The following is a 23,789-nucleotide window of genomic DNA, read 5'->3' as shown; positions in this document are numbered from 1 at the left end:
ACCCCTCATCGAATCGCTTCGCGATGCATCATTCATCGGTCCACTCCGCCCATGACAGGGTCGATGCTGGCGACCGCGGCGATCACGTCCGCGACCATGCCGCCCTCGCAGGTCGCCGCTACCGCTTGCAGATTGGTGAACGAGGGGTCGCGGTAGTGCACCCGGTAAGGCCGGGTGCCGCCGTCGCTGACCATGTGCACGCCGAGCTCGCCGCGCGGTGACTCGACGGCGGTGTACACCTGACCGGCCGGCACCCGGATGCCCTCGGTGACCAGCTTGAAGTGGTGGATGAGTCCCTCCATGGACGTGCCCATGATCTTGCCGATGTGCTTGGGGGAGTTGCCGAGTCCGTCCGGGCCGAGCTGCAGGTCGGCGGGCCAGGCGATCTTCTTGTCGTCGACCATCACCGGTCCGGGACGCAGCTTGTCCAGGCACTGTTCGACGATCTTGAGCGATTCCTTCATCTCGTCCACGCGAATCACGTAGCGGCCGTAGCAGTCACAGCCCGTGGTGGTGGGGATGTCGAATTCGTAGTTCTCGTACCCGCAGTACGGCTGGGCCTTGCGCAGATCGTGCGGCAGGCCGGTGGCACGCAGCACCGGGCCGGTGATCCCGAGGGCCATGCAGCCCTGCAGGTTCAGGTAGCCGATGTTCTGGGTGCGGGCCTTCCAGATCGGGTTCGAGGTGAGCAGCTGTTCCATGTCCTTGAGCCGCTTGGGCATCAGGGCAAGCAGCTCACGGACTTTCGCGACGCCGTCGTCGGGCAGATCCTGCGCCAGGCCGCCGGGCCGGATGTAGGCGTGGTTCATCCGCAGGCCGGTGATGGTCTCGAACACGTCGAGGATCAGTTCGCGTTCCCGGAATCCGAACAGCATCGGGGTCAGCGCGCCGAGCTCCATGCCGCCGGTGGCCAGTGCCACCAGGTGCGAGGAGATGCGGTTGAGCTCCATCAGCATGACCCGAATGATGCTGACCCGCTCCGGGATCGCCTCGGTGATATCGAGGAGCTGCTCCACGCCGAGGCAGTACGCCGTCTCGTTGAAGAACGGCGAGAGGTAGTCCATCCGGGTGACGAAGGTGACGCCCTGGGTCCAGTTGCGGAACTCCAGATTCTTCTCGATGCCGGTGTGCAGGTAGCCGATGCCGCAGCGGGCCTCGGTGACCGTCTCGCCCTCGATCTCGAGGATGAGCCGCAGCACGCCGTGCGTGGACGGGTGCTGCGGGCCCATGTTGACGACGATGCGTTCCTCACCGGCGCCGCGCAGCGAGTCGGAGACTTCTTCCCAGTCCTGACCGGCGACGGTGACAACAGTGGGTTCCGGCCCAGCGTCGCCTGCGACGTCGGGCCGGATGTCGGTTTCGTTCATTAGTTGTACGCCCTCCGCTCGTCGGGCGGCGGTATCCGCGCGCCCTTGTACTCGACCGGGATCCCGCCCAGCGGGTAGTCCTTGCGCTGGGGGTGACCGCGCCAGTCGTCGGGCATCAGAATTCGAGTGAGCGAGGGGTGCCCGTCGAAGATGATGCCGAAGAAGTCGTAGGTTTCCCGCTCGTGCCAGTCGGTGGTCGGGTACACCCCGTACAGCGACGGAATGTGCGGGTCGGTGTCGGGAGTGGACACCTCGACGCGCAGCCGCCGGTTGTGCGTGATCGACATGAGCGGATACACCGCGTGCAGTTCGCGGCCCGCGTCGTCGGGATAGTGCACGCCACTGACGCCGAGGCTCAGCTCGAAACGCAGTGCGGGATGGTCACGCAACACCTGCGCGACAGCCACCAGGTGCTCGCGGTGCACGTGCAGGGTGAGTTCGCCGCGGAACACGACGATCTTCTCCAGCGCGGTCTCCAGCCGGGTGCCTGCCGCGCCGAGCGCGGTGCGCAGTGCGTCGACCACCTCGTCGAAGTAGCCGCCGTACGGTGTCGGCGTGCTGCCGGGCAGGCTGACCGGGCGGACCAGGCCGCCGTAGCCGGAGGTGTCGCCGGAGCCGGTGACGCCGAACATGCCGTGCCGCACGCCGATTACCTCGGCGCCGGCCTGCTGCTCGTCCTCGCTGGGCAGGGTGCCTTCCGGTCCTGCCGTCGCGGCCGCGTCGGTTTCGTCGTGCGCGGTGGTGGTGTTGTCGGCGGAATCGAACGTCATCGCAGCAGACCCTCCATCCGGATGGTCGGTGTCGAGGCGAGCGCCGCCGCTTCGGCGGCCTTGATGGCCTCTTCGCGATTGACGCCGAGCGGCGTCTCCTGAATCTTGGCGTGCAGCGCCAGGATCGCGTTCAACAGCATCTCCGGGCGCGGCGGGCAGCCGGGCAGGTAGATGTCGACCGGGACCACGTGGTCGACGCCCTGCACGATGGCGTAGTTGTTGAACATGCCGCCCGAGGACGCGCAAACGCCCATGGCGAGCACCCATTTCGGCTCGGTCATCTGGTCGTAGACCTGACGCAGCACCGGGGCCATCTTCTGGCTGACCCGCCCGGCGACGATCATCAGATCGGCCTGCCGCGGCGAGGCGCGGAACGCCTCCATGCCGAAGCGGGCGATGTCGAAACGGCCACCGCCCGTTGCCATCATCTCGATGGCGCAGCAGGCGAGGCCGAAGGTGGCGGGCCACAACGAGCCCTTACGCATGAACCCGGCGAAATCCTCGACGGTGCTCAGCAGGAATCCGCTGGGCAGTTTTTCCTCTAACCCCATATCCGACTAACCTTCACTTCCACTCGTCGCCCGAACACGTTGCGCGGCAATCACTCCCAGCTGAGCCCACCGCGTCGCCATTCGTAGGCGTATGCCACCGAGACGTTGAAGATGAACAACGCCATCGCGGCCAGACCGAAGAGACCGAGCGCATCGAAGTGGACTGCCCACGGGTAGAGGAACACGATCTCGATGTCGAAGATGATGAACAGCATGGCGGTGAGGTAGTACTTCACCGGAAAGCGTTGGCCCGTCACGTTTCCCGGGCCGCCCGCGATGGCGTGCGGTGTCGGTTCGATGCCGCATTCGTACGCCTCGAGCTTGGCCCGGTTGTACCGCTTCGGCCCGACCAGGGCCGCCATGACGATGGAGAACACCGCGAACGCCGCGGCGATCGCGCCTAAAACCAGAGTGGGCATTTCTATATTCACGACTGCGCTCTCCCTTTAATCTGCGCTAGCCCCTCCTTGCGAGCTGGAGCCTGCGGGTGGGTCGTCCGTTGCCGGACGGCAGCTTCCGAGGCGGGCTGACGTCGTTGTCCGCCTCGGCCAGACACGCCCCATGGCCTGCTCGACGCGAGTAGGGCTGGTACCCGCGCTGGTGTGAGCTAGGGCACAGCCTACAACTGATCGCTCTGAGTGCTACACGTTTGGTCGCTGCGTTTGATCGAATTCGCGACGTCGATTCATGACTGAAACGGGGGTAATCCGGGGTGTTGTCACGTGACGTTGGTTGACCGGTCAGTCTGTCCTGCGAAAACACGGCTATTGCAGCGGTTTTCGGGGTGTCATCGTGGTGTTCGCCGGGATCGGGTCGCGAGGTCGAGCGGCTAACTCACCGCTTCCTTCCGGATCGAGTCCGGAACGGTTCGGTAGGTTTGTCCGAATTGACGGCAGTGCATCGAGTGCAGGTCAAGAGCGATTGATTAATGCACACTCTGCATAAGTGAGTGTGTGGAACCGGACTTTTCAGGCTGCCGAACGGTTGCGCAGCAGCCCGACAACGGCTTCGGTGAGCCGGATCGGATCGATCGGATGCGACACCGCCGCTTCCGCGCGCGACCAGTTGGCCAACCAGGCGTCGTCGGGACGCCCGGTGAGCACGAGTACCGGTGGGCAGTGCTCGATTTCGTCCTTGAGTTGCTTGGCGATGCCGAGCCCGCCGGTCGGTGCCGACTCGCCGTCGAGGATCAGCAAGTCGAAACCGCCCGCGTCCATGCGCTCGATCACCACGGGGCCGGTGGCCACTTCGAGGTAGTCGAGGGACGGTAGTTCGGGGTGCGGGCGTTTGCCCAGTGCCAGGATCACCTGGCGCCGGGTGTCGGCGTCGTTGCTGTATACGAGGACCCGCAGAGGGGTGGAACGAGTCGAGTCGGCCACCAGCGCATGCTACTTCCGCGAGGGTCTTGTCCGTGGCATGTTGGGGTAGATCGGCCTCCGCGCGTCGCGCACGCTTGGTCATCGGGAGTGCTTGCCGCTGAAGGAAGATCGCAAGTTATCCGTAAGAATCGGCCGGTAGAGTCCCCGAAATGCGGGGCGATCTAACCCAGGTGCTCGTCGATACCGACGTGTGGACCGATGAAATGCTGGACAGCACCGGGATTCCGGTGATCGATGTGCCGTTCGTGACGATCGGCAGTGGGATCGGCTCGTTCGTCACCTACGACACGTTGCGGATCTTCGGGGTGCCCGCGCGGTCGATGGCGGTGCTCGGGCCGCAGGAGCACCCGTGGGCGTCCTATGAGTATCTGACGCGGGTGTCGCAGATTCCGCGCGGCGAGCGGTTGCGCAGCGACTCGGCCTCGGAGCCGGACAACATGTGGGGCTTCCCGTCGTATGCGGTGCGGGAGGCGATCGCGGACAAGTCGATCAGGCCGCTGTGGAATGTATTCGTGGAGCCGATCTTCGCCAACTACTACACGCCGCGGGCCGGGCAGGCGTTCGTCGGGATGGAGCGGGAGTTCCAGCGGATCGACTATGCGAGTTCGTTGCATCGTGGGCAGGTTCGCATGGTGCGCAAGCGGCAGGGTGGTGGGTATTTCACCATTCTCACGCCGGCGGCGGGGTCGACGCCGACCAAGCGGGTGGCGTTTCGGAGCACGTATGTGCATGTGGCGGTGGGGTATCCGGGGCTGAAGTTGCTGCCGGATCTGCAGGAGTATCGGGAGACCCATCGCGACCCGACGCGGGTGGTGAATGCGTATGAGCCGCATGAGCACGTCTATCAGGCGTTGCAGCGCAGGCCGGGGACGGTGCTGATTCGCGGCAGTGGGATCGTGGCGAGCCGGGTTTTGCAGCGGCTCATCGATGATCGGGACAAGTTGCAGTTGAATACGCAGATCCTGCATTTGTTCCGGACCTATGTCGCCAGATCGCACGGCAAGAGTGTGTTCAACCGGCGCAGGGGTGCCGACGGCTGGGCGTATCAGGGGTTCAACTATCCGAAGTCGGTGTGGGGTGGGCAGCTCAAGCAGAAGATGCGTTCGCTGCAAGGGGAGCAGCGGGCTGAGGCGTACAAGGAGATTTCGGGGACGAATACGCCGATTCGGTATTCGTGGCAGGAGCAGTTGAAGCGCGGACGCAAGCAGGGGTGGTATCAGGTGATGGCGGGGACCATGCGGGCGCCGCGGCCCGCCGAGGGACGGCAGGGTGTGGTCGCCACGATCATTCCCGATCCCACCGCGGAACTGCCGACTCCGCCGCCCACGCAACCGTTCGACACGACAGTCGATTACATCATCGACTGCACCGGGCTCGAAGCCGACATTCGTGAGCATCGGTTGCTGGCGGATCTGCTGGATCACGCGGGTGCCGGGCGTAATCCGGTGGGGCGCCTCGACGTGGACACCACGTTCGAGTTGATCGGCACGCGAAGTGGCACGGGACGCATCTATGCATCCGGTAGCGCGACGCTCGGCGGGCCGTTCGTCGGGGTCGACACCTTCCTCGGGTTGCAGATCGCCGCGCAGGAGATCGCGGACGATCTTGCGGCGCTGGGGTTCTGCCGTCGGATGGGGCCACTGCGCTCGACGCGGCAGTGGTGGTCCTGGGTCACGAACAAGAAGATTTGAGCTGATGCTTCCAACTTTGAACGGGCGAATCCAGACCCGGGTACTCGCGCTGAGCGTGATCGGGTGCTTCGTCGCGCTGATCATCACGCCGTTTCTGCCGACGGGATCGCTGAGTCTCGGGCAGGCCTACCGGGTGACGTTGTCCATCCTGCTCGCCACCGTTCTGGTCGGGGTGCTGTGGGAACTGCTCTACCATTTCTTACAGCAGTTCCGCTGGGAAAAGGATTGGCCGACACTGTTCGGCTTCCTCACCATGGTCAACGAGGGGGCGCTCATGTGGGTGCTCGTCCGATACACGACCGTGGTGTTGCCCGAGTCGCTGCATCCGTCGCTGACCGCGTTCTTGATTCAGTTCATCGTCACCTGGATTGCGTTCTGGCTCATCGTCAATGGGCCGATGCGGGTCGTGTTTCATCGGTGGCGTTTCCAAGGTGGCAGGTTCTTGTGAGTAGTCAGATCGAGGTTCTTCCCGGCGGCCACCTGGTGGCCGGTGCCGGTGGTGTGGTTGTGGTGGTCGCGCATCGGGGCACGAGTGCGGTGACCGCGGATTCGGTGGCGGCGCGGGCTCTGACGGAGCTGCTCGGGATCGTGCGGCAAGCCGGGACGCAGGAACCGCGGCGGCGCGGGCGGACGGTGGCGCGGTTGGCCACCAATTGGCTGATGGGGTTGGAGAACGGGGACGAGGACGAGGTCGAATTCGGGGTGATCACGCCGGGAGACGGTGGGATCGCGGTGTTTTTGCACGGTGGGGTGACGGCAGTGTTGGCCGGGGTGGAGCGGTCGGAGCTGCTGCGGGGGAGGGAGGCGGGGTTCACCGTTGACCGAGTGGTGACGCCCGCGCCGGGAGTTGGGGCCGGGTTGTTCGTGGATGAGGTGGGGGCTGAGATCGAGATGCTGCCCACGCGTGGGGTTTTCGCGTTGACGGAAGGTACAGCGCCGGGAGCGGGGGCGGTGCTGTGGTTCGCTACTGCCGATCGCGGGCCTCTCGCTGAGGATGCTCCGCGAGCTGGTTTCTCGGCGCAGCCCGTATCGGACGCGCAGCATGCGTTCGAGCCGTGGCGCGAAGCCGCGCCCAACGACGTGTTCGCCCCGTCAGGACGGTCCGACCGGTCAGGCGCGTCCGACGAGTCAAGGCGTGAGTCCGCGCCCCGTGACGTGTTCGACCCGTCACGGATGTCCGACCCGTCAGGACGGTCCGACCGGTCAGGCGCGTCCGACCCGTCACGTCTGTCAGGCCCCCGGTACGTGTCCGACCCGGAGCACGCGCCCAGCCGGTCGGCTGAGTCCGCACCCCAACACATCTCCGACCCACAGGACTCGCCCGACCCGTCGCGCATATCCGGACCCCAACATGCGTCCGACCCGCAACGCCCATCTGATCCGTCGACTGTGTCCGGACCCCAAGACATCTCGGACCCGCAGCGCGCGCCTGAGCCCCAATACCTCTCCGATCAGCAGCGCGACATCGCCAACCGGGAGCGCGTACTCGAGCCCCGAGACGGGTCCGACCCGCGGAGCGCATCTGACCCGTCAGCTGTATCCGGCTCCCAGTACATCTCCGACCCGCAGCGCACGTCCGACGTCTCGCGGGTATCCGGTCCCCAACACGCGTCCGACCCGCAGCAAGTGTCCAACCTGTCGGCAGTGTCCGGACCCGAACACATCGCCGACCCACAACACTCGCCCGAGCCCCCCTACCTGTCCGACCCGCAGCGAGTGCCGGATCTGTGGACACGGGACGAATCTCTGGATGCGGCAACGGAGAACTACAGCACATCGGCGATACCGCGCGAGCTCGAGTCTCCCGCGCAGACAGGTGGCGAGCCGCCGCACTACAGCGAACCGGCACACTTCGCGGCGGCGCCTTCGGATGCGCCGCCCTACTCTGGCGCACCGGGGTACACCGCGTCGGTCGGCGATGAATCGTCCTCCGCCACAGGAGAGCCCTCGAATGCGACGTACGCTCACGGCACGGCCGAGCCGGGCAGCGCCGGGGCGATCAGCGACGAATCTTCCTCCAGCACTGGGGAATCCACGGGCGTGCAGCGTGATTCCGGTGCGGCGGCGCCGGGCAGCATCGGCCAAAATGCACGCTTTCCCAGCGGGGCCGTGCCTGCGAGCTCTGGGGCGCGGAGCGAAGAATCGTCAACTCTGGGGGAGTCGCCGAGCTTCCCTGGTGCGGGCATGGCGGGGAGCACCGAGCTGCCCTATGAAGGCTCGTCATCTCGGCGCGTTCCACCGGGTGCCGTGACTCCGCCGCATCCACACCACTCATACGGCGCGGGGGATGCTGAATGGCCGAGCGAGGAATCGTCCTCCGGAAGCGCGACGCCGCCGCGCCAGACGGGCTCGTCCAGCGCGAATCCTGAGTGGGCGAGCCAAGAGTCGCCTGCCGTGCGTCCGGCACTGCCGCACATCGCGATGCCGAACCTGCACAAGCCCGCTAGAGCGGGGCAAACGGAGGATGCCGGGACGGCGTACAGCAGTGAGCAGCCTGGCATTGCGCAGCATGAATCCGGTGCACACGATGAGGTTCAGGGCCGTCTCAGCGAGGTGGATTTCCAAGAGACGATGATCTCTGCGGAGAGCTTGGTTGCGCGTGTTCTGGACAGTGCCGCCATTCCCGAGGCGGACCCGCCGGGTGTGGTGGTCAAGGGGTTCAAATGTGCGCGTGATCATCTCAACGATCCGCGGGTGTCGTTCTGTGCGGTCTGCGGGATCCGGATGGATCAGCTGACCTGTGTGCTCACCGATGGTGTACGCCCGCCACTCGGCTTGCTGCTGCTCGATGACGGGACCTCGTTCGTCCTCGACAACGATTGCGTGCTCGGCCGCGAACCCGAACATGCGGAGGCCGTCGCGCACGGCGCCCGACCGGTCCGCCTGGAGGACCTCTCCGGCGGAATGTCGCGCGCACACGCCGAGATTCGCCTCATCGACTGGGACGTCACCGTAGTCGACGGCGGCTCCACCAACGGCACCCACGTCCGCCAACCCGGCCACCAGGACTGGACCCGAGCCATCCCCGGCCACCCGATGAAGCTGACCCCCGGCGCCCAGGTCCAACTCGGCGGCCGCGTCGTCACCTTCGACTCCCAACACGGTCAGCTGTAGTCGAGCCGCAATCGGCAACAGCTGCACCCTCTCTCGGGAGCTGCACTCTCTCTAGGGCCCTATTGCCAGTGCCGATCCCGAGAGAGAGTGCAGATCTGGGCGTTGCGCTCTTATTCGCGTCGCATTCTCAGGGCGGTGGTTCCCCAGTTGTCGCCATTGGAGTTGATCATTCTGGGTGTGTTTCTACTTGGGTTATGAATTCCAGAAATGGCTCGCGTGGGGGCGGCCGCCGCTCGGCAGTGCTCCGATTCGCAATGGTTTTATTGGCGGCGATCGGCACGGCGGTGGTCGCGGTCGCTCCGGGTGTTTCCGCGGCGCAGGCCGACGTCACGTGTCCTACCAAGCCGAAGCCGACCGGCAAAGTGCTGCAAGGTTATTGGGAGAACTGGGACGGTGCGTCCAATGGTGTGCACCCGGGCATGGGCTGGATCCCGATCACCGACTCCCGCATCGCCGCGCACGGCCACAACGTCATCAACGCGGCGTTCCCGGTCATCGAATCGAATGGCACCGCCCGCTGGGAGGACGGGATGGATGCGACCGTGAAGGTCGCGACTCCCGAGGAGATGTGCCAGGCCAAGGCGGCCGGTTCCACCATCTTGATGTCCATCGGCGGCGCCGCGGCAGGCATCGACCTCAACTCCAGTGCCGTCGCCGACCGCTTCATCGCGACCATCGTGCCGATCCTGAAGAAGTACAACTTCGACGGTATCGACATCGACCTGGAGACCGGTCTCGTCGGCAGCGGCAACATCAAGACGTTGTCGACCTCCCAGGCCAACCTGGTGCGCATCATCGATGGCGTCCTCGCTCAGATGCCCGCAGGTTTCGGCCTGACCATGGCTCCCGAAACCGCCTATGTCACCGGCGGTAGCGTCACCTACGGTTCGATCTGGGGCGCCTACTTGCCGATCATCAAGAAGTACGCCGACAACGGCCGCCTGTGGTGGCTCAACATGCAGTACTACAACGGCAGCATGTACGGCTGCGCGGGCGACTCGTATCAGGCTGGCACGGTTCAGGGCTTCATCGCTCAAACCGACTGCCTGGCAAAGGGGCTCACCGTTCAGGGCACTACGATAACCGTGCCCTATGACAAACAGGCCCCGGGCCTTCCGGCTCAGCCCGGTGCGGGCGGCGGCTACATGGCGCCGAACCTGGTCGCCCAAGCCTGGAACCATTACGGCACCGGCGCAAGCAATTCGTTGAAGGGCCTGATGACCTGGTCCATCAACTGGGATGGTTCCCGCAACTGGACCTTCGGCAACAACGTCAAGTCCCTGCAGGGTCGCTAGTCCGCTTGGCGAGGAGTCAGGGCGTCGATGACCAGATCGAGGGCGCGACGGTATCCCTCGATGTCGACCTCTGGCTCCCAGGCCTGCTGGAGAATGAAGCCTTGGATGAGTGCGAGAGCGAGCCGAGTGATCGCGTCGGCGTCGGCGTGCCGAGTCACCGTGCCCGCGGCCTGCCCGCTCCGGATCGCATCGAGAGCCAGGGTGCGTTGGGCGATGCCGTCTCCGACGATGGATCGCAGTCGGTCGTCGACCAGCGATTCCGCCCAGACCAGCACGCTGACGCGGCGGCGGTGCTGCTCGGCGGGGTCGGCGAGCCAGTCGAAGTAGGCATCGAAAAACGCGTGCAGTGCGGTCCGCGAGTCGGCTGCGTGCAGCGCGGTGTCGAGGAGCTCTCGTTCGTGCTGATGCCGTTGCCGCGCAACCGCTTCGATGATCGTCTCTTTGCCGGGGAACCAGCAGTAGACGGCACCCGGACTGAGGCCGGATCGGCGGCAGATGTCCTGCATGGTGGTCGCGTGCACGCCGCGCTCGGCGAAGCAGTCCAGCGCCGCGTTGATGATGCGGTCCCGGCGCTCCTGCTCGGCGGCGGGCGTCAGTCGGGGCATGTGATGCGGGCGAGTGCGACTCGATACAGTTCCGAGGCTTGGTCGGTGCGGCCGCGCGGCGGGAAGTATCGGTTGCCCGCGGTGGCGGTCGACTGTTCCCACAGCAGTTCGTAGCCGCGCGCGGCCAAGAAGTCGCCGAGCTGGTCTGGCCGCAGGCCGAAGGTCCAGGGCTCGCCGACCCGCGCCACATTGCGCAGCCACCGCTCGGCCTCGGGAAACGTTGCGGTGCCGTCGATGACGCCCGCGTGCACGTAGGTGAACACCAGCACGCTGCCCGGCCCGCCGACGCCGCGAAGGTCGGCGAGGGTCCGGTCCACCGCCTCGGCGGTGAGGTAGTTGGTGACCCCCTCCCACACGAACAGGGCGCGCACGTCCTCGACGCCCGCCGCGCGCAATGTTGTTGCGAGATCATCGGTTTCGAAGTCCACCGGCAGGAACTGAACATGGTCGACACTTGCGCCCGCCGCACGGACCGCCGCGGCCTTCACGGTCTGCGTGCCGGCGCGATCGACCTCGACCACCCGCGCGTGGCGCAGTTCCGGCAAACGCCATGCGCGACTGTCGAATCCCGCGCCCAATATCACGATGTTCCGCACGCCGTCGTCGACGAGTTGCGCGACGGTGTCATCGATGAGGCGCGTCCTGGCGACCGCAGACGGCCGAGGCCCAGGAAACACAAGGTCATACAGTCGCGCCACCAGACCACCCGCGACGGGCAACCGGGCCAGCCCGGCCAGCACCCGAAACGGCCGCCCCAGGAACGCCCCCGCCAGCGGATCGTCGAACAGCCGCGATTCGGCGGATCGCGCGGACTCCAAGGCTCGCTGGAACGCCATGGTCTGCGCGGTAAAACTAACACTCACAAACAGAATGTAGATTCTGTTTACCGAGTTGTCCAGAGGTACGTCAGCACATCGAATCGATCGTGATCAGCGTGGACAACGCCGACACATTCCTTTCGGCCCTCGACTCCGCACGCAGTGATCAGGCGAAACCTCCTGCACGCCAACCCCGACGGCATCCACGACGGCCCGTGCCGATTCGCTGGCAAGCAACACGCCACCCATTGCTGTCGGCGAGCGGCCCACGACGAGGGATCAGGCGGGGTGGAAGGCGGCGGGGCCTACTTCTTCGGGGTCGAGGATGTGGGTTAGGAAGAGGCGGGTGGTGGGGGTGGGGGTTCGGGTGGTGATGGCGTGCCAGGGGCGGTCGAGGGGGGTGCCGGTGACGGGGAGGATGTGGAGGGTGCCGGATTCTAGGTCTTGGGAGACGGCGTCGCTGTGGATGAGGGTGACGCCCAAGCCTTCTCGGGCGGCGGCGAGGACGGCGCCGTGGCTGCCGAGGGTGAGGGTGGGTGGGGTGATGTCGAGTTGGTCGAGTAGGGCGAGGGTGGCGTCTCGGGTGCCGGAGCCGCGGCCGCGCAGGAGCCAGGTGGTGTGCAGAGGGTCGTGGTGGGTGGCGCCTACGACGATGAGGTTGCTGGGGCGGCGGGCGCGGATGACAAGGCCGGTGTTGCGGGGTGGGCGGCCTGCGATGACGAGATCTGTTTCGTGGTGCTGTAGTTCGAGGAACAGGACGTCGCGGGGGTGCACGGACAGGCTGAGTTCGATGTCGGGGTAGCGGTTGCGGAAGGCGGCGAGGGGGCGCAGCAGGACGTATTCGCCTGCGGTCGCGACGACGCCGATGCGTAGTCGGCCGGTTTCGGCCTGCTGGACGGCGGCGTGGGCTTCTTTCATCAGGCCGAGGATGCTGCGGCAGTATTCGGCGTAGATGCGGCCTGCCTCGGTGAGTGCGATGCCGCGGCCGGATTTGGCGATGAGCTTGGCGCCGAGCTGTTTTTCGATGTGCGCGACGGCGGCGGAGACGGCGGCCTCGGTGATGTGCAGCTGGGTGGCGGCGCGGCGGATGCTGCCGAGGCGGGCGACCACCAGGAATGTTTCCATTCTGGCCGCACTGACCGCTCCCATCTGCCGACGGTAGCAAACGATCGACGGTGACTCTGGTGCCAACGGAATTGACGGCTCCGGGGGAGCGGCGCGGGGGCGGTGATCTGTGGAAACATCGATGAGGTCGAGGGCAACCCGACGGCGGCGCGTGACTCCCCTTCCGCGCCGCGCACGAACACCCCGGGACGGTGCGCGTCCCGGGGTGTTCGGAGCGGGTTCCGGAAGTTTTCCGTCGCCCGCGGCCTTTCTTACCCTCTCGGGGGTCGCGCGAAACCTGACTATTCCGTTGAGCTTTCGCAGGAACAATCAAATTGTTTGTTGTCGGCGCTGCCGTCATCCTGGAATTCGTAAGGCGCACAACCGGTAACGGGCGACTGCCAGGAGGAACTATGGCTGATGAGACCGAGCGGGACCGGTGGGATCCGGGTGTTCAATCGTATGCGTCGATGGGATATTACGCGCCGGACTATCAGCCGTCGGATACTGATGTGCTCGCCGTTTTCCGGGTGACCCCGCAGCCCGGGGTGGATCCGATCGAGGCGTCGGCGGCGGTGGCGGGTGAATCGTCCACGGCGACATGGACGGTGGTGTGGACCGACCGGCTGACCGCGCACTCGAAGTATCAGGCCAAGTGCTACCGGGTCGATGAGGTGCCTGGGCGGCCCGGCGAGTATTTCGCTTATGTCGCTTACGATCTCGACCTGTTCGAGGAGGGATCGATCACCAACCTGACGTCCTCGGTGATCGGCAACGTGTTCGGTTTCAAGCCGCTGCTGGCGCTGCGCCTGGAGGACATGCGGATTCCGGTGGCGTATGTGAAGACATTCCAGGGGCCGCCGCACGGCACGGTGATGGAACGCGAATATCTGAACAAATACGGCCGCCCGCTGCTCGGCGCCACGGTGAAGCCGAAACTCGGTCTGTCGGCGCGTAATTACGGCCGGGTGATCTATGAGGCGTGCAAGGGCGGGCTGGATTTCACCAAGGACGACGAGAACATCAACTCGCAGCCGTTCATGCGGTGGCGTGATCGCTACCTGTTCGCCATGGAGGGCGTCAACCGCGCCATGGCCGAGACCGGTGAGATCAAGGGCCACTATCTGAATGTCACCGCGGCGTCGATGGAGGACATGTACGAGCGGGCCGAGTTCGCCAAGGAGCTGGGCAGTGTCGTCATCATGATCGACCTGACCGTGGGTTACACGGCGATGCAGTCGATGTCGCACTGGGCGCGGCGCAACGGGCTGCTGCTGCATCTGCACCGGGCCGGGCATTCCACCTTCACCCGGCAGAAGACGCACGGGGTGAGCTTCCGGGTACTGGCCAAGTGGTGCCGGCTGATCGGGGTGGACCATGTGCACGCGGGCACGGTGGTCGGCAAGCTGGAGGGCGACCCGGCGACGACGCGCGGATTCTATGACACGTTGCGGGACAACCACATTCCCGCGAACCCCGGCAACGGCATCTTCTTCGATCAGGATTGGGCGAGTCTGCCCGGGGTGATGCCGGTGGCTTCCGGTGGCATCCACGCGGGCCAGATGCATCAGCTGCTCGATCTGTTCGGCGATGACGTGATCCTGCAGTTCGGTGGCGGCACCATCGGGCATCCGCTGGGTATCGCGGCAGGTGCCGAGGCCAACCGGGTGGCTCTGGAGGCAGTCGTGAAGGCCCGCAACGAGGGTCGCGATCTGCTCAAAGAGGGCCCCGACGTGTTGCGTAAGGCCGCCGAGATCTGCCGTCCGCTCGAGGTCGCGCTGGCGACCTGGGGCGATGTCACCTTCGACTACACCTCCACCGACGCACCGGATGCGGTGCCGACGGCCACTCGCTGAAATCCCTTGGAGCCCAACTCATGTACCTGCGTCACGGAACGTTTTCGTATCTGCCGGAATTCACCGACGCGGAGATCGCCGCCCAGGTGCGCTACGCGCTGCTCAACAGCTGGCCGGTGTCGATCGAATACACCGACGACCCTCATCCCCGGAACGCATACTGGGAGATGTGGGGGCTGCCGCTGTTCGATCTGGACGAGCCCGACGGTGTGCTCGCCGAGATCAATGCCTGCCGTTCGACTTTCCCGCGCCACTACGTGCGGGTGCTGGCCTACGATGCCCGCTTCGGCAGGCAGACCACGGCGCTGAGTTTCCTGGTGCAGCGCCCGGCCGACGAACCGGGCTTCCTGCTGACCCGCTTGGAAGGACCGGATCGTCAGCAGAAGTACGGCCTGCGCTCCTACGCCACCGATGACCGCCAGGGACAGCGATATGGCGGCTGAGGCCAACGGTTTCCGGCTACACCGTCCCGGCGCGGGCGACGGCAGGCCGGTGCGGGCCGAGCCTGCTGAGGCCGACGAGCCCGAGATCCTGGATGACGATGCGGTACTGGATCTTTCGACCGATATCGCGGGCAACGACGTCGAAGACACGTTGCGCAGGCTCGATGCCGAACTCGTCGGCTTGGCCAACGTCAAACGCCGGGTACGTGAGATCGCGGCCCTGCTGTTGATCGACCGGGCGAGGCAGCGTTTCGGCCTGAGCTCTTCGCGGCCCACCATGCACATGAGCTTCACCGGCGGGCCCGGCACCGGCAAGACCACCGTCGCCTTGCGGATGGCCGAAATGCTGCACGCACTAGGCTACATCCGGAAACCCAAGGTGCACACCGTCACCCGCGACGACCTGGTCGGCCAGTTCATCGGCCACACCGCGCCGAAAACCAAGGAGGCACTGGCGAAAGCGGCCGGTGGGGTGCTGTTCATCGACGAGGCCTACTACCTGTTCCGTCCGGAGAACGAGCGGGACTACGGCCAGGAGGTCATCGAAATCCTGTTGCAGGAGATGGAAAGTGAACGCGCCAGCCTGGTGGTGATCTTCGCGGGCTATCCGGACCGGATGGAGCGCTTCTTCTCCGCCAATCCCGGACTGTCCTCGCGGGTAGCCCATCACCTGGAGTTCGACGATTACACCCACGCCGAGCTGATGGGGATCGCCGAACTCATGGTGGCGCGGGAGAACTTTCACTTCGACGCGCCCGCGCAGTCGGCCTTCGCTGAATACTTGGAGTTGCGGATGACCCGGCCCCGGTTCTCCAACGCGCGCAGCGTCCGTAATGCGTTGGACCGCTGCCGGTTACGGCAGGCCAAGCGGCTGGTGGAGCTGCACCGGCCGCTGACCAAGACCGATCTGATCACGCTGACCGACCGGGATGTCTACGGCAGCAGCGTCTTCACCGAACCGCAGGACGGGCCGAGCGCGCGGGCCCCAGCGCTCACTCACCCTGTCGGCTCCGCCTCCCGCCGTCCCCCAGCGTGACGAGATCGAGGCGCCCATGCCAGAAGGACTGAAGACGCTCACCCGGTACACGATCGAGGAGGAGCATCGCCATCCCGGCTCGTCCGGTGAGTTCTCCGCGTTGTTGAATGTCGTTGCCACCGCAACGAAAATGATCGCCAACCAGGTGACCCGGGGTGCCATCGTCGGGTCACTAGGCGCGGCCGAACCGGATAATCTGCCGCCGACGGTGCATCGCAAGCTCGACGCCATCGCCAACGACATCATGGTGGGTGAGACCCAATGGACGGGGCATCTGGCCGCGTTGGTGTCGGAGCAGATGTCGACCATCCACCCCGTGCCCGACGCGCATCGGCGCGGCAAGTATCTGCTGGCCTTCGATCCTCTCGACGGTTCCTCCAATATCGACGTAAACCTGCCTGTCGGAACGATTTTCAGTGTGCTGCGGGCATCGGAGCGGGAGCACGGCTCACTCACCGCCGATGACTTCCTGCAGCCCGGTGTGCGCCAGGTCTGCGCCGGATTTACCCTCTACGGGCCGGCGACCATGCTGGTGATCACCACCGGCAGCGGTGTCGACGGGTTCACCCTCGACCGCGAGATCGGTGCGTTCGTACTGACCCATCCGCGGATGCGCATCCCCGAGGACACCTCCGGATTCGCGATCAACGCCGCCAACGAACGGTTCTGGGAGCGACCGGTGCGCCGGTACGTGCACGAGTGCCTCGACGGCGTGGAGGGACCGCGCGGACGTGATTTCAACATGCGCTGGGTGGCGTCGCTCGTCGCGGACACCTTCCACATCCTGACCAGGGGCGGGGTGTATCTGTATCCGCACGACAATCGCCCGCCGGTGCGCCCCGGTCGGGTGTCGTTGCTCTACGGGGCCAATCCGATCGCGTTCATCGTCGAGCAGGCCGGCGGGTGGGCCACTACCGGTGGCGAGCGGGTGCTGGAGGTGCCGCCCGAGCACGTGCACCATCAGGTGCCGTTGATCTTCGGGTCGCGCAACGAGGTCGAACGGATCGAGCGCTATCACAGCGAACCCGACGACGGGCATGTGTTCGACAGCTCGTTGTTCGGGTCGCGGTCGCTGTTTCGTCCGGCGCCGCACTGAAATCTGTTGTCCGGCAATCGAGGAGGTGTCATGTCGGTCAAACATCCCGTCGTCGCGATCACCGGATCATCCGGTGCGGGAACGACCAGCGTCACACGGACATTTCAGGAGATATTCCGTCGCGAAGGCATCAATGCCGTTGTGGTGGAGGGTGATTCGTTTCATCGCTATGACCGCAACGAGATGAAGACGGCGATGGCCGAGGCCGAACAGCACCGCAATCTGACCTTCTCGCATTTCGGGGAGGAGGCGAATCTGCTCAAAGAGCTGGAGACGTTGTTCCGTGATTACGGCGAGACCGGGGTCGGGTCGGTGCGCAAGTATCTGCACGACGAGCCCGAGGCCAAGCCGCACGGGCAGCCCGCGGGTACGTTCACGCCGTGGGCGGATTTGGCGCCCGGCAGCGATCTGCTGTTCTACGAGGGTTTGCACGGTGCCGCCGTCACCGACAGTGTGAATGTCGCGCAGTACGCGGACCTGCTGGTCGGGGTGGTGCCGATCGTGAATCTGGAATGGATTCAGAAGGTGATCCGCGACAAGACCGAGCGCGGATATTCGAGCGAGGCGGTGATCGATACGATCCTGCGGCGGATGCCCGACTACGTGAAATACATCTGCCCGCAGTTCTCCCACACCTACGTCAACTTTCAACGCGTGCCCACGGTGGACACCTCGAACCCGTTCATCGCCCGCAGCATCCCCACCGCCGATGAGAGCTTCGTCGTCATCCGCTTCGCCGACCCGAAGGTCATCGACTTCCCCTACCTGCTGTCGATGCTGCACGACTCGTTCATGTCCCGCCCCAACTGCATCGTGGTACCCGGCGGAAAGATGGAACTGGCGATGCAGCTGATCTTCACCCCGCTGATCCTGCGTCTCATGGACAAGCGCCCCAAGCGCTCGCGCTGATCACTCGCCGCGCACGAATTCGCGGTCAGCGCACGGATTCGCCAACGATTCTGTGCGCAGGGTGACGTTCGGTGCGCGGCGCTGAGGTAGATGCCACTCGGAAGTTTCTGCGTTACCCTCGAACCGACCCTATTCAACGAGTTGCATATGCGAGGTGCCGTGATGACTACGTTCCGCGAGGCCGTCGAAGCCAGAGACACCGAGGCGGTCGAGGCGCTGCTCGCCGATAACGTCGTATTCACCAGCCCGGTCGCGTTCAAGCCCTACCCGGGCAAGGCGCTCACCGCCGCCATCCTGCGTGGCGTGCTGCGCGTCTTCGAGGACTTCCACTACCTGCGCGAGATCGCCAACCCCGACGGCCGCGACCACGCGCTGATCTTCGAGGCGAAAGTGGACGGCAAGACCGTCAACGGCTGCGACTTCCTGCACTACGACGACAACGGCAAGATCGACAGCTTCACCGTCATGATCCGCCCGCTGTCGGCCGCCCAGGCGTTGTCCGAAGCCATGGCCGCCCAGTTCCCGCAGATTCAAGAAGAGGCGTTGGCTGCCGCACAAGGCCAGTCGGCTTCATAACCGGGCCGGTTCCCAGGGACGCCCGGCGCCGATCGTCAACGCGGCAACATCGTCGAATCGAACTGCTCGATGCCCGCATGAACTCACCGTGCTGCCCGCCGGGCATGGCCGCGGCGCGGGGTGCTGTCAGTCCGGCAGCAGCGGCACCGACAAGCCCTCACCGCGGCCGAGCAAGGCAGCGCGGGTGATCGCGGCGGAGCCGAAGCGCTGACGTAGGTCGTCGAGGGTGGCGTCGAGGGTGTTGGTGGCGCGCGCTTCGAAGGGGAGCGACAGTTGGAACGGGTCTGCGTCGGTGAGGTTGGTGAGCGCGAGGCCGATCAGGGTGAGGCCGCGTTCCTGGATCATCGGCATGGCGGTGGCCAGTAGTGACCTCGCGGCGCACAGCAGGGTCTCGGTGTGGTCGGTGGCTTCGGGCAGGGTGTGTGAGCGGGTGGCTCGGGTGAAGTCGTCGAAGCGCATGCGCAGCACCAGGGTTCGGCAGATGCGGTCGGCAGCACGGAGACGGCGACCGAGGCGGTCGGTGAGGCCGTGCAGGTAGGCCTCGATGTCGTCGGGTGGGTGGAGTTGGCGGCCGAGGGCGCGTTGGGCGCCGATGGAGCGGCGGCGCACGCCGGTTTCGACGCGGCGGGGGTCGCGAGCCCAGGACAGGGCGTAGAGGTGGCGGGCGGCGCCTGCGCCGAGGAGGGCGCGCAGCGGGCTTTCGCCGAGGTCGGCGAGTTGGCCGACGCGGGTGATGCCGTGTTCGTGCAGGATGCGAGCGGTGACTTCGCCTACGCCCCACAGTCTTTCGATGGGCAGCGGGTGCAGGAAGTCGAGTTCGGCATCGGGTGGTACGAAGCGCAGGCCGTCGGGTTTGGCGACGGCACTGGCGACTTTCGCGAGGAATTTGGTGCGGGCGATGCCGACCGAGATCGGCAGCCCGACCTGATCGCGCACTTGGCTGCGTAAGCGTTCGGCGATGCCGACCGGTTCGCCCGCGATGCGCCGCAGCCCGCCGACATCGAGAAACGCCTCATCGATCGACACACCCTCGACCATCGGTGTGGTGTCGTGAAAAACCTCGAACACCGCCTTGCTCGCCTCCGCATACGCCGACATCCGCGGCGGCACCACGATCGCGTGCGGGCACAGTCGCCGCGCCTGCCCACCGTTCATCGGCGTGCGCACCCCGAACGCCTTCGCCTCATAGCTGGCCGCGAGCACGACACCGCCGCCGACGATGACCGGTTTGCCGCGCAGCCGGGGATTGTCGCGCTGCTCGACCGAGGCATAGAACGAGTCGAGATCGGCGTGCAGGATCGAGGCCTCGGCCCGCGCGACGATCCGCGGGCGGGAGGCGGGTGCATCGGACACGAACATATGTTCGCATGACCCACTGACAAGCAGAACCCTGATCATCGCCGAAAACACCCAAATCTACGGCTTGGCTACGTAGCAATTCGGACTAACCGGTACGCTGGCCCGACAGCAGGGCACGTTTTTGGATGAGGGAGTCGGTACTGTGCGCGGATTTGGAGACCTGGAGGCGGTGATCATGGACCGCATCTGGGATCGGGACGCAGAGGACACCACGGTGCGCGAAATCTTCGACGAACTGTCCGCACAGCGCGAAATCGCCTACACCACCGTCATGTCCACCATGGACAACCTGCACCGCAAGGGCTGGCTGGCGCGCGAGCGTTCCGGCAAGGCCTACAAGTACTGGCCCACATTGACCCGCGAGGAGCACAGTGCCCGGCTGATGCTCGAGGCGCTCGGCGCGGGCGGGCGCTCCGATCTGGTGCTCAGCCATTTCGTCGACCGGATCAGCGCCGAGGAATCGGCCGGATTGCGGGCCGCGCTGCGCAGGATCACCGCCCGCAAAACCCCCGACGCACCGCCGGGTGACGCCACATGACGCTGGCGATCGCGTTGATGTTGTACGGCGCCACCGTGGCCACACTCGGGCCGCCGGTGCTGCGCAGGCTGACCCGTCGGGGCAACGCGCCGCGACTCGGCATCATCGCCTGGGTCGTCGCGATCGTCGGCACGCTCGGCGCGTGGGCCGCGGCGGCGACCATGCTCACCGTCGAGTTCGCCACCTACTGGGGACATCCGCACGACGCGTTGCGCGCCTGCTTCGCGATCATGTGGAACCCGATCCACGACGGCAGCGGCGCGACCAAGGCGGTCACCTTCGCGGTCGGCGCGTTGGTCGCGACATGCACGCTGGCGGTGGTGGCGCGGGCGGTGTCGGTGGTGCGGGAGATGCGCAGGCGCACCCACGCGCACGCGAAGGCGCTGCGGCTGGTCGGGCGCCGGGTGCCCGGGCTGGGCGCGCTGGTGCTGGATTCGCCGGAGCGACAAGCCTATTGCGTGCCGGGGCGGCCCGACACGATCGTGGTGACCAGTGCCGCACTCGATGCGTTGGCGCCGGATCAGCTGGCCGCGGTGCTGGCACATGAACGGGCGCATCTGTCGGGCAGGCATGCGCCGTTGACCGCGGTGCTGCGCGCGATCGCGACCACGTTGCCGGGGTTGCGGCTGGTTACCGCGGGCACCGCCGAGATCACCCGGCTGCTGGAGATGTGTGCCGATGACAAGGCCGCCGACAAGCATGGTTCGGAGCCGTTGCTCGGTGGGTTGCTGGCGATCCTCGGTGTGTCCGAGGCGTTGCCCGAGGGGGCGATGGCTGCCGCGGGGACCGCGGTGCTGGCCCGGGCCGAGCGTCTGGTGGATCCGGTGAGCCGGATGCGGCGGGCGACGACCCGCACGGCGCTGCTCGGTGTGATCGCGGCGACGGTAACCGGATTGGCGTTCGTCGCGGCTACGGTAGCGTTCTGCAGCGCTGTGTTGGGCTGATGTTGTAAGGAGTTACCGTGCGCCTCACCTGGGATCAGGTTTTCGCGTGGCGATTGCGGCGACAGTATGTCGCTGAGCCCGCCGCGGGCGTGTCGGAGATCGTCGCCCGGTTGTGCGGGGTGCAGGCGCAGGTCACCTCGGCCGCGGAAATGGCGGTGGCGCTGCGTAGTTCGGCTCCTGCGGGCGGTGCGCTGGTCGGCGAACTCAACGACGGTACCTTGATCAAGACGTGGGCGATGCGTGGCACTTTGCATGCGCTCACTCACGCCGGGTAAGACCGAGCAGCCGAATCGCACGGCATCCCCACTTCGGTCCGGGGTCGGCCACGGCACGCCGTTGCTGAGCTCGGATCACCGGCGGTCCCACTCCCGCCCGAAGCGTCCGATCCAAGAGACGCGCAGGTACGAATAGCTCCCGTGTGGGTGGGCCGACCCGGCCCACAGTGAATATCGAACCTGGAAGGTCAGTGCTCGCAGTTCTCGTACCTGCCGCGCTGGTCGATAATCGGCGAATCTCGGGTTCCGGGGTGGTGAAGCCGCTGTGTCGGCTGCACACCCACTACAGGCGGTGTGGGGCTGACACGGTGGGTGTACGGATAGGTTTTCGCGTGGTGACCTGGCCGTGGTGGCGTTGCGGGAGCTCGATAATCAGCGGATCTCGACTCCTGGGGTGGTCGAGCTACCGTCGTACACCTTGCACACCCAGTACACGCGGGTCGCGTGGCGGGCTGGGCGTGGTTGCGGCCCAAGGGGGTATCGCCTCGGATCTGCACTCTCTCTCGGGATCGGCACTCGGAATAGGGCCCTAGAGTCGGTGCGGGGCCCGAGAGAGAGTGCAGATTCAGTGCAGCGTGCCGTGCTCGGCGGTGCGTGGGTGTCAGCTGGGGATTCTGCTCGGGGCTGGCTCGTGCGGATTGTCTGCGGATGGTCGGGTGGTCGAATCTGGTTGGGGCGCAGTCGCGGAGGGCATCTTGGCGCGCAATCCGATCAGGCCGGCGAGGACTGCTACGGCGGCGGTGACGTACCAGCCGCGGTGGAAGGCGTCGAGGGTCGCCTGGGGGCCGGTGGGGGTGCCGAGGACGGCGACGAATAGGGCGACGCCTAGGGCTAGGCCGATTTGGCGGGCCATGCTCAGCACGGCGGAGCCGGTGGCGAAGCGCTGGGGTGGCAGGCCGCTGGTGCCGGCGGCGAAGGAGGTGGGCAGGCTGAGGCCGACGCCGAGTCCGCTGACGAGCATGCCGCCGAGAAGCCCACCGACGTAATCAGGTTGCAGGGTGATCGCTTGGGCCCACCACAGCATGCCCGCGGCGAAGGTGACTCCGCCTGCGGCGATGACGGGGCCCGCGCCGATGCGGGCGATGAGTCTGCCTGCCAGGATCGCGACGATCGGCACGACGAGTGGTCCCGGGGCGATGGCGAGGCCGGTGCGCAGCGCCGACCAGCCCCAGGCGTTCTGTGTCCACAGCACCGAGGACAGCAGCATTGCGCCGAAGGCCATGTTGAAGAAGATCGAGTTGCCTGCCATGAGCGCGAAATTGGGGGCGCGCAACAAGGCTGGGTCGACGACGGGGCTGTGGTGGCGGGCCGAGGAGACGACGAAGGCGATCGCGAGTAGTACGGCAGCAGCGAAGGTGAGCAGGACTGCGGCTGAGGACCATCCCCAGTCTTCGCCCTTGACCAGCGCGAGAACGAACGCGCCGATGGTGCCGACGAGCAGTAGCGCACCGAACAGATCCGGCAACCGACCGCCGTCACCGGGCGGGTTGGGCAGCAGCCGCAGCCCGAGCACGATGGCGATGATGCCCAGCGGAACGTTCACCAAAAACACCCAGCGCCAGCCGAATTCGACCAGGATGCCGCCCAGCACCGGGCCGAGTGCGGCACCGAGCCCGCCGAAGGCCACCCACAACCGCACCGCGACGGACCGCCGCTCCGGTGCGGTGGCGGCGAGCACCAATCCCAGCGAGGTGGGGATCAGCATCGCGGCACCGACGGCCTGCAGCACCCGGAACCCGACCAGCGACCCCACATCCCACGCGGTGGCACACAGCCCGGACCCGATCACGAACACGGTGAGCCCGATCAGGAAGGTGGTCCGGTTGCTGCCCCGATCACCGAGGCGTCCGGCGGGCACCAACAGTGCGGCGAACACGATGGCGTAAGCGTTGAGCACCCACGACAATCCGGCGATGTCGGCGCCGCCGAAATCGACAGCCATGTCGGGCAATGCGACATTGACGATGAACAGGTCCAGACTCGACAGCAGCACGCCGATCGAGACGATGGCGAACACGATCCGCGAATCGGCCCGTGCGCGGGGGAGGGCGGTGAAAGTCATG

23 protein-coding genes are annotated in these 23,789 nt (G+C 66.1%); 13 read left to right on the top strand and 10 right to left on the bottom strand.

Annotated features, from left to right (window positions below; translation table 11 throughout):
• Positions 1 to 32: 32 nt before the first annotated feature.
• The 5 genes from nuoD to ACIBK2_RS24600 form a co-directional block, all read right to left on the bottom strand.
• On the bottom strand, positions 33 to 1,367 hold the full coding sequence (gene nuoD / locus ACIBK2_RS24620; protein ID WP_396970178.1) for an NADH dehydrogenase (quinone) subunit D: 1,335 nt from the start codon (positions 1,365 to 1,367) through the stop codon (positions 33 to 35).
• Positions 1,367 to 2,137 carry an NADH-quinone oxidoreductase subunit C gene (locus ACIBK2_RS24615; RefSeq protein WP_396970176.1) on the bottom strand — a complete coding sequence of 257 codons (771 nt, stop codon included), beginning with the start codon at positions 2,135 to 2,137 and terminating at the stop codon, positions 1,367 to 1,369. The genes nuoD and ACIBK2_RS24615 overlap by 1 nt, the downstream gene beginning before the upstream one ends.
• The gene (locus ACIBK2_RS24610) at positions 2,134 to 2,688 is read right to left on the bottom strand and encodes a NuoB/complex I 20 kDa subunit family protein (RefSeq protein ID WP_396970174.1); all 555 of its coding nucleotides are present in this window, start codon (positions 2,686 to 2,688) and stop codon (positions 2,134 to 2,136) included. Before ACIBK2_RS24610 ends, ACIBK2_RS24615 begins: the two co-directional genes overlap by 4 nt.
• 50 nt (positions 2,689 to 2,738) lie before the next feature.
• Entirely contained in the window at positions 2,739 to 3,107 is a 369-nt protein-coding gene (locus ACIBK2_RS24605; protein WP_379288787.1) for an NADH-quinone oxidoreductase subunit A, read from the bottom strand.
• Between the two features lie 549 nt (positions 3,108 to 3,656).
• Positions 3,657 to 4,067, bottom strand: coding sequence for a hypothetical protein (locus ACIBK2_RS24600; protein WP_396970172.1), 411 nt, complete (start codon positions 4,065 to 4,067; stop codon positions 3,657 to 3,659).
• Between the two features lie 149 nt (positions 4,068 to 4,216).
• Between ACIBK2_RS24600 and ACIBK2_RS24595 the strand changes: the two genes are divergently transcribed.
• The 4 genes from ACIBK2_RS24595 (at position 4,217) to ACIBK2_RS24580 (ending at position 10,167) form a co-directional block, all read left to right on the top strand.
• A complete protein-coding gene (locus tag ACIBK2_RS24595; protein ID WP_396970170.1) occupies positions 4,217 to 5,758 on the top strand; it encodes a hypothetical protein in 1,542 nt (513 codons plus the stop codon).
• A 4-nt stretch (positions 5,759 to 5,762) separates the two neighbouring features.
• On the top strand, positions 5,763 to 6,206 hold the full coding sequence (locus ACIBK2_RS24590) for a hypothetical protein (RefSeq protein WP_396970168.1): 444 nt from the start codon (positions 5,763 to 5,765) through the stop codon (positions 6,204 to 6,206).
• Entirely contained in the window at positions 6,203 to 8,872 is a 2,670-nt protein-coding gene (locus ACIBK2_RS24585) for an FHA domain-containing protein (RefSeq protein WP_396970167.1), read from the top strand. The genes ACIBK2_RS24590 and ACIBK2_RS24585 overlap by 4 nt, the downstream gene beginning before the upstream one ends.
• A gap of 194 nt (positions 8,873 to 9,066) precedes the next feature.
• Positions 9,067 to 10,167: a chitinase gene (locus tag ACIBK2_RS24580; RefSeq protein WP_396970166.1), complete on the top strand. Its 1,101-nt coding sequence runs from the start codon at positions 9,067 to 9,069 to the stop codon at positions 10,165 to 10,167.
• On the opposite strand, the gene ACIBK2_RS24575 is transcribed toward ACIBK2_RS24580, so the two are convergent.
• The 3 genes from ACIBK2_RS24575 to ACIBK2_RS24565 form a co-directional block, all read right to left on the bottom strand.
• Complete coding sequence (locus ACIBK2_RS24575; RefSeq protein WP_396970164.1) at positions 10,164 to 10,772, bottom strand: TetR/AcrR family transcriptional regulator; 609 nt, start codon at positions 10,770 to 10,772, stop codon at positions 10,164 to 10,166. The two genes, ACIBK2_RS24580 and ACIBK2_RS24575, sit on opposite strands and share 4 nt — an antisense overlap.
• On the bottom strand, positions 10,760 to 11,635 hold the full coding sequence (locus ACIBK2_RS24570) for a class I SAM-dependent methyltransferase (RefSeq protein WP_396970162.1): 876 nt from the start codon (positions 11,633 to 11,635) through the stop codon (positions 10,760 to 10,762). Before ACIBK2_RS24570 ends, ACIBK2_RS24575 begins: the two co-directional genes overlap by 13 nt.
• Before the next feature lie 234 nt (positions 11,636 to 11,869).
• Complete coding sequence (locus ACIBK2_RS24565) at positions 11,870 to 12,739, bottom strand: LysR family transcriptional regulator (protein ID WP_396970160.1); 870 nt, start codon at positions 12,737 to 12,739, stop codon at positions 11,870 to 11,872.
• Between the two features lie 368 nt (positions 12,740 to 13,107).
• Between ACIBK2_RS24565 and ACIBK2_RS24560 the strand changes: the two genes are divergently transcribed.
• The 6 genes from ACIBK2_RS24560 (at position 13,108) to ACIBK2_RS24535 (ending at position 18,610) form a co-directional block, all read left to right on the top strand.
• Positions 13,108 to 14,550, top strand: coding sequence for a form I ribulose bisphosphate carboxylase large subunit (locus ACIBK2_RS24560; RefSeq protein WP_396970158.1), 1,443 nt, complete (start codon positions 13,108 to 13,110; stop codon positions 14,548 to 14,550).
• A 20-nt stretch (positions 14,551 to 14,570) separates the two neighbouring features.
• On the top strand, positions 14,571 to 14,993 hold the full coding sequence (locus ACIBK2_RS24555) for a ribulose bisphosphate carboxylase small subunit (RefSeq protein ID WP_357388778.1): 423 nt from the start codon (positions 14,571 to 14,573) through the stop codon (positions 14,991 to 14,993).
• Complete coding sequence (locus tag ACIBK2_RS24550) at positions 14,983 to 16,029, top strand: AAA family ATPase (protein WP_396970156.1); 1,047 nt, start codon at positions 14,983 to 14,985, stop codon at positions 16,027 to 16,029. Before ACIBK2_RS24555 ends, ACIBK2_RS24550 begins: the two co-directional genes overlap by 11 nt.
• 16 nt (positions 16,030 to 16,045) lie before the next feature.
• Complete coding sequence (locus ACIBK2_RS24545; protein ID WP_396970154.1) at positions 16,046 to 17,125, top strand: class 1 fructose-bisphosphatase; 1,080 nt, start codon at positions 16,046 to 16,048, stop codon at positions 17,123 to 17,125.
• Between the two features lie 30 nt (positions 17,126 to 17,155).
• Positions 17,156 to 18,034: a phosphoribulokinase gene (locus ACIBK2_RS24540; RefSeq protein ID WP_396970152.1), complete on the top strand. Its 879-nt coding sequence runs from the start codon at positions 17,156 to 17,158 to the stop codon at positions 18,032 to 18,034.
• A gap of 162 nt (positions 18,035 to 18,196) precedes the next feature.
• On the top strand, positions 18,197 to 18,610 hold the full coding sequence (locus ACIBK2_RS24535; RefSeq protein ID WP_396970151.1) for a nuclear transport factor 2 family protein: 414 nt from the start codon (positions 18,197 to 18,199) through the stop codon (positions 18,608 to 18,610).
• A 126-nt stretch (positions 18,611 to 18,736) separates the two neighbouring features.
• Here ACIBK2_RS24535 and dinB read toward each other — a convergent pair whose 3' ends face one another.
• Positions 18,737 to 19,969: a DNA polymerase IV gene (dinB, locus tag ACIBK2_RS24530; protein ID WP_396970149.1), complete on the bottom strand. Its 1,233-nt coding sequence runs from the start codon at positions 19,967 to 19,969 to the stop codon at positions 18,737 to 18,739.
• Positions 19,970 to 20,111: 142 nt separating this feature from the next.
• Here dinB and ACIBK2_RS24525 point away from each other — a divergent pair, with 142 nt between their 5' ends.
• The 3 genes from ACIBK2_RS24525 to ACIBK2_RS24515 are packed head-to-tail and all read left to right on the top strand — an operon-like array spanning position 20,112 to position 21,726.
• A complete protein-coding gene (locus ACIBK2_RS24525; RefSeq protein WP_396970148.1) occupies positions 20,112 to 20,507 on the top strand; it encodes a BlaI/MecI/CopY family transcriptional regulator in 396 nt (131 codons plus the stop codon).
• Entirely contained in the window at positions 20,504 to 21,451 is a 948-nt protein-coding gene (locus tag ACIBK2_RS24520; protein ID WP_396970146.1) for a M56 family metallopeptidase, read from the top strand. The genes ACIBK2_RS24525 and ACIBK2_RS24520 overlap by 4 nt, the downstream gene beginning before the upstream one ends.
• 17 nt (positions 21,452 to 21,468) lie before the next feature.
• Positions 21,469 to 21,726 (top strand): DNA glycosylase AlkZ-like family protein, encoded by a 258-nt coding sequence (locus ACIBK2_RS24515; protein ID WP_396970144.1) that lies wholly within the window; start codon positions 21,469 to 21,471, stop codon positions 21,724 to 21,726.
• A gap of 601 nt (positions 21,727 to 22,327) precedes the next feature.
• Here the strand turns inward: ACIBK2_RS24515 and ACIBK2_RS24510 are convergent.
• Positions 22,328 to 23,788, bottom strand: coding sequence for an MFS transporter (locus ACIBK2_RS24510; RefSeq protein WP_396970142.1), 1,461 nt, complete (start codon positions 23,786 to 23,788; stop codon positions 22,328 to 22,330).
• Between the last annotated feature and the right edge of the window lies 1 nt (position 23,789).

This window comes from Nocardia sp. NPDC050175, assembly GCF_044459885.1.
Classification (GTDB): Bacteria; Actinomycetota; Actinomycetes; order Mycobacteriales; family Mycobacteriaceae; genus Nocardia.
The sequence above is the reverse complement of the archived record's forward strand: the minus strand, read 5'-3'. Positions and strand labels throughout refer to the sequence as shown.